This is a genomic window from Bradyrhizobium sp. WSM4872 (assembly GCF_055811715.1).
Window position 1 is genome coordinate 306,706 of record NZ_JBVVPT010000006.1, and the last position, 9,682, is coordinate 316,387.

Annotated in this window: 11 protein-coding genes and 1 pseudogene; 5 read left to right on the forward strand and 7 right to left on the reverse strand. The window is 63.9% G+C overall.

Annotated features, from left to right (window positions below; all coding sequences use genetic code 11):
- Positions 1-17 precede the first annotated feature (17 nt).
- The 3 genes from AC0L3C_RS11860 to fliI form a co-directional block, all read right to left on the reverse strand.
- Positions 18-563: a sigma-70 family RNA polymerase sigma factor gene (locus AC0L3C_RS11860; protein WP_473408077.1), complete on the reverse strand. Its 546-nt coding sequence runs from the start codon at positions 561-563 to the stop codon at positions 18-20.
- 179 nt (positions 564-742) lie between these two features.
- Positions 743-1,162: a flagellar export protein FliJ gene (fliJ, locus tag AC0L3C_RS11865; protein WP_007606301.1), complete on the reverse strand. Its 420-nt coding sequence runs from the start codon at positions 1,160-1,162 to the stop codon at positions 743-745.
- Positions 1,163-1,283: 121 nt separating this feature from the next.
- Positions 1,284-2,609 carry a flagellar protein export ATPase FliI gene (gene fliI / locus AC0L3C_RS11870; RefSeq protein ID WP_473263384.1) on the reverse strand — a complete coding sequence of 442 codons (1,326 nt, stop codon included), beginning with the start codon at positions 2,607-2,609 and terminating at the stop codon, positions 1,284-1,286.
- Between the two features lie 415 nt (positions 2,610-3,024).
- Here fliI and ctrA point away from each other — a divergent pair, with 415 nt between their 5' ends.
- From ctrA to AC0L3C_RS11895, 5 genes are all read left to right on the forward strand, one after another.
- Positions 3,025-3,726, forward strand: a complete 702-nt coding sequence (gene ctrA / locus AC0L3C_RS11875; protein ID WP_007600544.1) for a response regulator transcription factor CtrA — start codon at positions 3,025-3,027, stop codon at positions 3,724-3,726.
- 168 nt (positions 3,727-3,894) lie between these two features.
- Complete coding sequence (locus AC0L3C_RS11880; RefSeq protein ID WP_063993791.1) at positions 3,895-4,299, forward strand: DUF350 domain-containing protein; 405 nt, start codon at positions 3,895-3,897, stop codon at positions 4,297-4,299.
- A 1-nt stretch (position 4,300) separates the two neighbouring features.
- Complete coding sequence (locus AC0L3C_RS11885) at positions 4,301-4,723, forward strand: hypothetical protein (protein ID WP_473263386.1); 423 nt, start codon at positions 4,301-4,303, stop codon at positions 4,721-4,723.
- A 3-nt stretch (positions 4,724-4,726) separates the two neighbouring features.
- Entirely contained in the window at positions 4,727-5,887 is a 1,161-nt protein-coding gene (locus AC0L3C_RS11890; RefSeq protein ID WP_473263387.1) for a glutathionylspermidine synthase family protein, read from the forward strand.
- A gap of 248 nt (positions 5,888-6,135) precedes the next feature.
- Positions 6,136-6,774, forward strand: coding sequence for a response regulator transcription factor (locus AC0L3C_RS11895; RefSeq protein WP_473263388.1), 639 nt, complete (start codon positions 6,136-6,138; stop codon positions 6,772-6,774).
- Between the two features lie 223 nt (positions 6,775-6,997).
- Here the strand turns inward: AC0L3C_RS11895 and AC0L3C_RS11900 are convergent, their stop codons facing one another.
- The 4 genes and pseudogenes from AC0L3C_RS11900 to AC0L3C_RS11915 form a co-directional block, all read right to left on the reverse strand.
- Positions 6,998-7,870 (reverse strand): CheR family methyltransferase, encoded by an 873-nt coding sequence (locus AC0L3C_RS11900; RefSeq protein WP_473263389.1) that lies wholly within the window; start codon positions 7,868-7,870, stop codon positions 6,998-7,000.
- Entirely contained in the window at positions 7,867-9,069 is a 1,203-nt protein-coding gene (locus AC0L3C_RS11905; protein WP_473263390.1) for a protein-glutamate methylesterase/protein-glutamine glutaminase, read from the reverse strand. Before AC0L3C_RS11905 ends, AC0L3C_RS11900 begins: the two co-directional genes overlap by 4 nt.
- 75 nt (positions 9,070-9,144) lie before the next feature.
- Positions 9,145-9,510 carry a response regulator gene (locus AC0L3C_RS11910; protein WP_007600538.1) on the reverse strand — a complete coding sequence of 122 codons (366 nt, stop codon included), beginning with the start codon at positions 9,508-9,510 and terminating at the stop codon, positions 9,145-9,147.
- A 71-nt stretch (positions 9,511-9,581) separates the two neighbouring features.
- A pseudogene (locus AC0L3C_RS11915) lies at positions 9,582-9,682 on the reverse strand (chemotaxis protein CheW); the annotation flags it as partial.

Sequence of the window (9,682 nt, forward strand, 5' to 3'; positions counted from 1 at the left end):
CTCTCATAGCCCGAATCTCAAAGGCCGAGACATTCGCGAATATCCATCATGCTGCGCCGAAGCCACGTCTTCACGGTGTTGACGGGCGCCGCGAATTTCTCCGCCAATTGCTCGCGGCTCCAGCCGTTGTAATAGGCGAGAAGCACGAGTCTCTGACGGTCCGGCTCGAGCCAGCCGATGCATTCGAGGAGCCGCTTCAATTCCTCGGTCATCTCCCGCCGCGCCAGCGGATCGGGGCTGTCGCTTGCGACTTCCATCGCCTGCGGCTCTTCCTCGATGGAGACTTCCGTCTTCTTGCGGACGACATCGATGGCGCGGTTGCGCGCAATCGACGCCATCCATGTGATCGGCGATGCGAGAGCGGGATTGAACTGGCCGGCGCTGTTCCAGACCTTGACATAGGTCTCCTGAATGACCTCCTCTGCGAGATCCTGTCGGCGCAAGATACGGAGCACGACGCCATAGAGTTTCGCGCGCGTGGCGACGTAGAGGCGCTCGAACGCGGCCTGATCGCCCTGCGCTACCGCCCCAATCAGCCCGACCAGCTCTGCTGGCGTCAGCATTCAGCCCCCCGATGTGCGGCCCGTCGCGTTCCGCGCAGGCCCTGGCACCCCGCCACCATAGCGCGCGGCAAAGCCGACCACCAAGGGGGCGCGGCGCCCCTCTGTGGACAGGACATGCGAAAACCCGGACCTTTGGGGTCCGGGTTCTGCAAATTCTCTCAAGTCTGGCGGCTAGCGTCTCAGGCGACGGCGCCCATGCGGGCCCGCATCAGGCCGATGCTGTCGAGATCGGCCTGCTCGCGGGCGTTTTCCTCGGCGCGTTCGCGGGCCTGATCGCGCTCGTCGAGGAGCTCGACCTTCTTCAGCTCCTCGAAGGCTTCGGCCAGCGCGGCCTTGGCTTCGTCGAGCTGGCCCTTCAGCTCGTCGGCCGAGCGGGTCAGGTTCTCACGACGCTGGATGGCAGCCTTGGCATAGGTCGGATAGGCGAAGTGCGAGGGATCGTTGATCCCGGCGCGCTCCTGCTCGGTCGAGATCTCGCGTTCAAGATCGGTCGACATCCGCTGGAAGTCGGCGATCATGGTCTCGATCTGGGTGACCCGGCGGCGCTTCTCGTCGACCTGAAACTTCTTCAGGCGGATGAGGGTATCACGTGACTTCATCGACTCGTACTCCCCAGAAGTCCCTTGGCTGCACGTGGGACAACACCGGTCTCCCCACAGGCCCGACAGGGGCCAAGACCGGCTCTGCTACTCTGTGGGATGGGATGATGACGGGACAAAGTTAGCGTTCCGTTTCCAAATCACCGAGGATTTGCGCCAACTGGCGGTAGCCGTCCGCCAACGATGCATTTTCGTCCTTGCGCTGGCGCAGGAAGGCCTCCAGCGGCTCGTGCAGGCGGATCGCCTCGTCGACCTCGGGGCTGGACCCGGCGCGGTAGGCGCCCAGACGGATCAATTCCTCCATGTCGGCATAGGTCGCCATCACCGCCCGCGCCTTCTGGATGGTCGGCCAGAACTGCGGGTCGGCCGATTTCGGCATGGTGCGGGAGACGGATTTGAGGATGTTGATGGCCGGGTAGCGGCCGCGCTCGGCGATCGAGCGCTGCATCACGATGTGGCCGTCGAGGATGCCGCGAACGGCATCCGCGATCGGCTCGTTATGGTCGTCGCCATCGACCAGCACCGTGAAGATCGCGGTGATGGCGCCCTCGCCCAAGCCCGGACCGGCGCGCTCCAGAAGCTTCGGCAGCTCGGTGAACACGGTTGGCGTGTAGCCCTTGGCGGTCGGCGGCTCGCCCGCGGACAGGCCGATCTCGCGCTGAGCCATGGCAAAGCGCGTCACCGAATCCATCAGACAAAGGACGTCCTGCTCCTCGTCGCGAAAATATTCGGCGATCGCGAGCGTCAGATACGCGGCCTGGCGGCGCATCAGCGCCGGCTCGTCGGAGGTCGCGACCACGACGACGGAACGCGCCAGGCCCTCCTCGCCGAGGTCGTCCTGCAGGAACTCCTGCACCTCGCGGCCGCGTTCGCCGATCAGCCCGATGACGCTGACGGCGGCATCGACGTTGCGCGCCAGCATCGACAGCAGCACCGACTTGCCGACGCCGGAGCCTGCGAAGATGCCCATGCGCTGGCCGCGGCAGCAGGTCAGGAACGTGTTCATCGCGCGCACGCCGAGATCGAGCGCCGCGCCGACGCGCTTGCGCGAGTGCGCCGGCGGCGGCGAATTGCGGTACGGCATCGGCGCCGGACCCTGAGGCAGCGGCCCCTTGCCGTCGATCGGCTCACCCAGCGCATTGACGACGCGGCCGAGCCAGGCCGCGCAAGGCCGCACCTGATTTGCCGCATTGGCGATGACGGCCTTGCAGCCGCGCCGCACGCCGTCGAGGCCGGCGAACGGCATCACGACGGCATTGTTGCCGGAGAAGCCGATCACCTCGCAGGGGATGGAACGGTTGCCGCCGGTCTCGATCACGAGCCGCGCGCCCACCGACATCGCATGGATCGGGCCGGCCACCTCGACCATCAGGCCGCGCACGCCGACCACACGGCCGTAAATATTGATGCCGTCAATGTCGCCGATCTGTTCGGCAAGAGCCTTCACGAGAGGGCCTTCATGAGGTGATCGCCTTCATAATCCCGGGCTTCGTGGCGAGAACCTTAAGTTTCGCCATATTTCTGAACGGCGCTTAACTTCGTGTTTACCCGCATCGTTAATCATTGCGTCACTGTCTTTGTGACTGAGCGTGGCTCCCCTTCAGAAGAAGGCTGAGTCGCGGGAGTCGGTTAGGCCCGTCTCTTAAAGTGGAACTTGAACGCAACCGGATAACGAAAGCTGCTTCGCACACAAGACCTTAGGGCGATTCGACGAAAATTGCATCTACAGGGCTTGCGTTCCAGAATCAGAATTTGTTAACCATCTGTTGTCAGGATCCGAATCAGTTGTTCAAAGGCGTTTTGTTGTGTGCCGCGAATGCGGCCGACCTGACGCCCAGGAGCGGCGACTATGGGGAACTGGCATGCGCGTTTTGCTGATTGAAGATGACAGCGCCGTCGCGCAGTCGATCGAGCTGATGTTGAAGTCTGAGAGCTTCAACGTCTACACGACCGATTTGGGGGAAGAAGGCGTCGATCTCGGTAAATTATACGATTACGACATTATCCTTCTCGACCTCAACCTGCCCGACATGTCCGGCTACGACGTGCTCAAGCAGCTCCGGGTCTCCAAGATCAAGACACCCATTCTGATCCTCTCCGGCCTCGCCGGCATCGAGGACAAGGTCAAGGGTCTCGGCGTCGGCGCCGACGACTACATGACCAAGCCCTTCCACAAGGACGAGCTCGTTGCCCGCATCCACGCGATCGTGCGCCGCTCCAAGGGCCACGCCCAGTCGGTGATCCAGACCGGTGACCTCGTCGTCAACCTCGACACCAAGACCGTGGAAGTCGGCGGCCAGCGCGTGCATCTGACCGGCAAGGAATACCAGATGCTGGAGCTGCTCTCGCTCCGCAAGGGCACGACCCTCACCAAGGAAATGTTCCTCAACCACCTCTACGGCGGCATGGATGAGCCCGAGCTGAAGATCATCGACGTCTTCATCTGCAAGCTCCGCAAGAAGCTCGCGAATGCCTCGGAAGGCCGCAACTTCATCGAGACCGTGTGGGGCCGCGGCTACGTGCTGCGCGAGCCGCACGAGGTCGAAGAGCGCATTCCCGCCTGATCCTGGGTTTTCCCGCGAGCCCTTCGGGGCTTGCTCCTCCCAGCCTGGACCCCGCCGCAAATGGCGGGGTTTTGTTTTTGGGGATGCGAGCGCGGCCTCATCGTCCCGCCGCCGTTGAACCGCTATCCTTCCCCCGCCGACGAATGGTCGCTGCACGATGGGGGAACGATGATCCTGCAATCACTGGCCGGCCTGCCCGCCTTCCTGGTCTATTTCTGCACCGGGCTGATCGCGATCGTGACGTACCTGTTCGTCTACACCCGCATCACGCCCTACAACGAATTCCAGCTGATCCGCGACAACGAGCCGGCCGCGGCGATCGCACTCGGCCTCAGCCTGCTGGGCTTCGTCGCGCCGCTGGTCAGCGCGATCGCGCATTCGGCCAATGTGCTGGACTGCCTGATCTGGGCGGTCATTGCCCTGATCGTGCAGATCATCGTGCTCTTTCTCGTCAGGGTGCCGGTGCCGAACCTCCCGGCCCGGATCGCGGCCGGCGAGTTGGCGCCCGCGATCTGGCTCGGGCTGTCCTCGTTCGCCGCGGGCCTGCTCAACGCCGCCTGCATGATCTACTGACATGGCCGACAAACCCTCCAAAAAGGAGTTCGGCAAACGTCGGCCGGCGGCCGGACCGCCGCCTGCGCAACTGCTGCCGAAGCGCTCAGGCCGTGTCGCGCTGCTGGTGATGGGCACGATCGCGGTCGGCACCACCGCCTACACGCTGATGCCGCGGCAGACTTGCGAGCCCTCTGCTGCCGGGGCGATCGTCCCCGGGGCGACGGTCCCCGGAGCCGCGCCGGTGCAGGCGAGCACCGCCTGCAGCAGCAGAAGCAGTTCGTCTGGCGGCGGCGGCAGCTCGCGCTGGTCGTCGCGATCGAGCTTCTTCAGCAGCGACTCCTCGAGCCATTCCTCGTCCGGAACGTCGTCCGATTCAGGCTCCGGCGGCGTGAGCCGCGGCGGATTCGGCTCGTTTGGCCATGGCTTCTCTGGCGGCGGCTGACCCATGCAACGCATCGTCTGCCCCGAGCGCGACGACTGGCGGCAGACCGCCGAACAATGCGGCTTTGCCTTCCACACCATCGACGGCGAGCGCTATTGGGACGAGCGGGCCTACTACGCCTTCACGCTCGACGAGATCGAGCGCGGCATCGAGACGCCGACCGGCGAGATCGACGCGATGTGCCTGGAGCTTGCCGGCCGCGTGATCGGCGACGAGCGCCATCTGCAGCGCTTGAAGATACCCGACGCATTCTGGAGCTTGATCGCCGAGAGCTGGACACGCGACGACCGCAGCCTCTATGGCCGGCTCGATCTCAAATTCGACGGCAAGGGACCGGCAAAGCTGCTCGAATACAACGCGGATACGCCGACCTCGATCTTCGAAGCCGCGGTGTTTCAATGGACCTGGCTCGAACAGGCGATCGAACGGCGCATCATCCCGTCGCGGGCCGACCAGTTCAATTCCATCCACGAACGCCTGATCGAAGCATGGAAGCACATTGCCGCGGGGCGCCACGTCCATCTCACCGGCACGACGGGCAATGAGGAAGACGCCGGCACGCTCGCTTATCTCGAAGACACAGCACGCCAGGCGGGACTGACGACCACGCTGCTCGATGTCGAGGCGATCGGCTGGCGCGATGATACCGGCGGCTTCGTCGATCTCGACGACCGCGACATCGCGCTCGCTTTCAAGCTCTATCCCTGGGAATGGATGTTCCACGACAGCTTCGGCGCAAAGCTCAAGGACGCACAGACACGCTGGATCGAACCGCCGTGGAAGTCTGTGCTCTCCAACAAGGGCATCCTGCCGCTGCTCTGGGAGATGTTTCCGAACCATCCCAATCTGCTGCCGGCTTTTTTCGAGGACGATCCGCGGGCGGCCGAGCTCGGCAGCTCCTATGTGCGCAAGCCGCTGCTGTCGCGCGAAGGCGCCAATGTCACGCTGGTATCAGGCGGAATGCCGCTCGACGAGCAGGCAGGCCCCTACGGCGCCGAAGGATTCGTGCGGCAGGCGCTCGCGCCGCTGCCGAACTTCTCAGGCTTCTATACGGTGGTGGGAAGCTGGCTGGTCGATCACCAACCCTGCGGCCTGTCGATCCGCGAGGACGAGAGCCCGATCACCGGCAACGGCTCGCGGTTTCTGCCGCATGCGATTCTGTGAGGGATACCCTTCTTTCCTTCTGGGAGAAGGTCGCCGCGTAGCGCCGGATGACGGGTTCTATTCGCGAGTTCAAAGCATCAGTTGGATTCGCGGCTCGCGCATCGACAAAGGCCGGCACGGCGGCGGCGTGGCACAAAGTGCATAGAGACTTTTCGCTGCGACAGATCAGCTATGTCTTAAAAGGGTGCATTAAGACACTTATGCACCCTGAATAGCGCGGTAGCCTCTCTGAAATGGAGAGGGGACCGGTGCCGGGGCTCGTGCATATTGTTGACGACGACCTGTCTTTCCTGACGGCCATGGAGCGTCATTTAAGGCACGCCGGTTACGAGGTCGCCGTCTATACCTCGGCGCAGGCATTGCTGGACCGACTGCCGAGCGACAGCATTCCGAGTTGCATCCTTCTCGATGTGCAAATCCCCGACTTGGACGGCCCTGCCCTCCAAAAACAATTGGGCGAACTCGGCTCGACATTGCCGATCATATTTCTCTCCGGCTATCGCGACATTCCGATCACTGTGCGAACCATAAAAGCGGGTGCGCAGGATTTTCTGAGCAAGCCGGTAAGCTCAGAAGACCTTCTTCGCGCAATCGCCGGAGCCTTGGCACACCATCGATCGTCACGAGACCTACAGACCATGCTGAACATGGCTCGTGCTCGTCTCGCTAAATTGACGCCGCGCGAGCGACAGGTCTTCGACCTCGTCGTTCGGGGCAAAATCAACAAGCAGATCGCACACACGCTCGGGACGACCGAGCGCACGATCAAAGCTCACCGCCACGGCTTGATGGAGAAAATGCAGGTTCGGTCGTTAGCCGAACTGGTTTCTCTTGCCGAGCGGATCGGCGTCTTGGACGGCGCATCCGACGAGGGAGGAACGGCCTGACAACCCCACCAGTTTCCAGGTACCTGCCGCTCCGTTGATCTACGTCAACGACGTTGAGCTTTCGTCTTTCGTCTCTCCGACAGCAGACGACGTCACATCGTCCACCACGCGGCGACAGGCACCGCGCGGGCCGACGTCTATCGGTCTAGCATCGGTCCGTTAAAGCAAAGCAGCTTCGAACGCGCGGCAACATCACGGCGCCGATAGGCCCGGGCCATGCGTCTCACCACGCCGCTGCCACCTTCAACGACGGCGGCATCAATCCGCCCATCGGGCGGCCGGAGCGCGTCGGGTTGAGCTGATAGAGACCACGACGTTCGACGATCGGGCGGAACGCGTCGGTGATGCCGACGACGGATTCGGCGGCGCCCAACAGCAGCGTGCCGTCGGCTTCCAAAATCTTCGCCGTGCGCTCGAAGATCACAGCCTTGGTGTCCTGGTCGAAATAGATCAGCACATTGCGGCAGAAGATCACGTCGAACGTGCCGAGATGGGAGAAGTCCTGCAACAGATTGAGCTGGCGGAACTGCACCATGGCGCGGATGTCGGCATTGAGCTGCCAGACCTCGCCCGCTTGCGTGAAGTATTTCATCAGGTGCTGGATCGGCAGGCCGCGCTGCACCTCGAACTGGCTGTAGACGCCGGCCTTGGATTTCTCCAGCACCTCCTGCGACAGATCGGTGGCGACGATCTCGATGCGCCAACCGGCGAAGGCTGCGCCCATCTCCTTCACGCACATCGCGATCGAATAGGGCTCCTGTCCGGTCGACGACGCCGCCGACCAGATGCGCAGCGACTTGCGCGCCGCACGCGCCCGAAGCAGCCCCGGCAGGATCGTTTCGCGCAAATGATCGAACGGGATCTTGTCGCGGTAGAAGAAGGTCTCGTTGGTGGTCATCGCTTCGACCACGTCGCTTGCAAGCCGCCCGTCGCCGTTCCTGATCTTCAGCACGAGATCGGGAATCCCGGCGAGGCTCGCCTTGCGGGCCAGCGGCAGGAGCCGGCTCTCGACCAGGTACTGCTTGTCCGGGGAGAGATCGAGGCCGGAGCGCTCTTTCAGGAATTTGCGCAAATAGTCGTAGTCGACCGGCGTCACGAGCGGTCTCCCGCGAACAGGCGATTGACCCGGGCGCCGATCTGGTTGAGCGGCAGGATCGCCGCGCAGATGCCGGCATTGGCCGCCGCGCCCGGCATGCCCCAGACCACGCTGGAGGCTTCGTCCTGCGCGATCACGCTGCCGCCGGCGGCGACGATGTCCTTGCCGCCGCGCATGCCGTCCGAGCCCATGCCCGTCAGGATCACGGAGAGGATGGCGCCATGCCAGATGTCGATGGCGGAGGTGAACAGCGGATCGACCGCGGGCTTGCAGAAATTGACGGCGGGACCATCGTCGAGCGCGATCGCCACGTCGGCGCCGCTGCGCACGACGCGCATGTGCTTGCCGCCCGGCGCAAGATAGATGCGGCCCGGCTTCACCGGCTCGCCATCGACGGCCTCGGCCGCCGGCTTGCGGCTCGTGCGTGCCAGATGCTCGGCGAGAATGGTGGTGAAGGTCGGCGGCATGTGCTGGGTGATCAGCACCGGGACGCGGTCGATTACGGGGCCGAGCTCGGCGACGAGCGCCATCAGCGCCTGAGGACCGCCGGTCGAAGAGCCGATCAGCAACACCTTCGGTGCCTGGGTCGAGAACGGACGTATGGATAGCACCGAGGACGAAGACGGCGCATGCACGGCCGGAGCCGCCGCGGCCGCGGCAGGCCGCGCGACAAGCGGTCCACGTGCAGCCGGAGCCGGGCTTGCGGGCGCCAGCGGCGGGCTCGCAACCGCGGGCTTGCGGCGCAGCCGTGCGCCGAGGTGGCGGATTTTCTGGATCAGGTCGTGATGAAAGATGTCCGCAGCCGACGCCTCGCGCGTCGATTCCGGCTTCGGAATGTAGTCGGCCGCGCCGAGCGACAGCGCCTTGAAGCTGATCTCCGCGTTACGGCGGGTCAGCGTCGAAGCCATGATGATGACGAGATCGCGCTTCTTCGCCAGGAGTTGCGGCAGCGCCGAGATGCCGTCGAGCTCGGGCATTTCGATGTCGAGCACGGCAACGTCGGGGTTGATGCGTTCGATCTGGTTGACCGCCTCGAGCCCGGTGCGCAGCGAGGCCGCGACCTCCATGTCATGCTCGGCACCGACCCAGCGCGAGATCAGACCGCGAATGACGACGGAGTCATCGACGATCATCACCCGCAACGGTCCGGCTTCCCGCGACGAGCCCGGGGTCGAATTACCTGCGAACGCAACACTCATTTACTCACCAACTCAGACTGAAACGGTCAGTTGAAAACAAACGCCGAAGGAGCCGTTCAGCCTCCGGGCGGTCGCTCAGATAAGGCCGACTTCCTGGAATTTCGCCGTCACGATGTCCTTGTCGAAGGGCTTCATGATGTACTCGTTGGCGCCGGCGTGCAGCGCGCGCGCGATATGCGCGACGTCGTTCTCGGTGGTGCAAAACACCACCTTGGGCTGGTCTCCGCCGGGCATGCGCCGGAGATGGCCGAGGAACTCGTAGCCGTCCATCACCGGCATGTTCCAGTCCAGCAGGACCGCATCGGGCAAGCCGCGCTTGCAGGCCTCCAGCGCCTTCTCACCGTCCTCGGCTTCGAGGATCTGGAAGTCGAGGCCCTCCAGGATCCGGCGCGCAACCTTGCGGATGACGCTGGAATCATCAACGACGAGACAAGTTCGCATGTGAACCTCTGCTTCTCCCCCGTTTTCGGGGGCGCTTCCAATTGCAGGTACGTCGGCGATGCGCCGGCGTATCAGGCCGCCATCATCTCGGGCGCGAGCTCGAGGACGCGATCGACGTCGAGGACGACCATGAGCTGGCCGTCGAGACGGTGGACACCGCCGGCGAGCTTGG

Bases quoted from the DNA above. Each gene is read 5' to 3' on its own strand.
- AC0L3C_RS11860 (WP_473408077.1), bottom strand. From the start codon at position 563: ATGCTGACGCCAGCAGAGCTGGTCGGGCTGATTGGGGCGGTAGCGCAG.
- AC0L3C_RS11890 (WP_473263387.1), top strand. From the start codon at position 4,727: ATGCAACGCATCGTCTGCCCCGAGCGCGACGACTGGCGGCAGACCGCC.
- fliJ (WP_007606301.1), bottom strand. From the start codon at position 1,162: ATGAAGTCACGTGATACCCTCATCCGCCTGAAGAAGTTTCAGGTCGAC.
- AC0L3C_RS11910 (WP_007600538.1), bottom strand. From the start codon at position 9,510: ATGCGAACTTGTCTCGTCGTTGATGATTCCAGCGTCATCCGCAAGGTT.
- AC0L3C_RS11880 (WP_063993791.1), top strand. From the start codon at position 3,895: ATGATCCTGCAATCACTGGCCGGCCTGCCCGCCTTCCTGGTCTATTTC.
- ctrA (WP_007600544.1), top strand. From the start codon at position 3,025: ATGCGCGTTTTGCTGATTGAAGATGACAGCGCCGTCGCGCAGTCGATC.
- AC0L3C_RS11885 (WP_473263386.1), top strand. From the start codon at position 4,301: ATGGCCGACAAACCCTCCAAAAAGGAGTTCGGCAAACGTCGGCCGGCG.
- AC0L3C_RS11905 (WP_473263390.1), bottom strand. From the start codon at position 9,069: ATGAGTGTTGCGTTCGCAGGTAATTCGACCCCGGGCTCGTCGCGGGAA.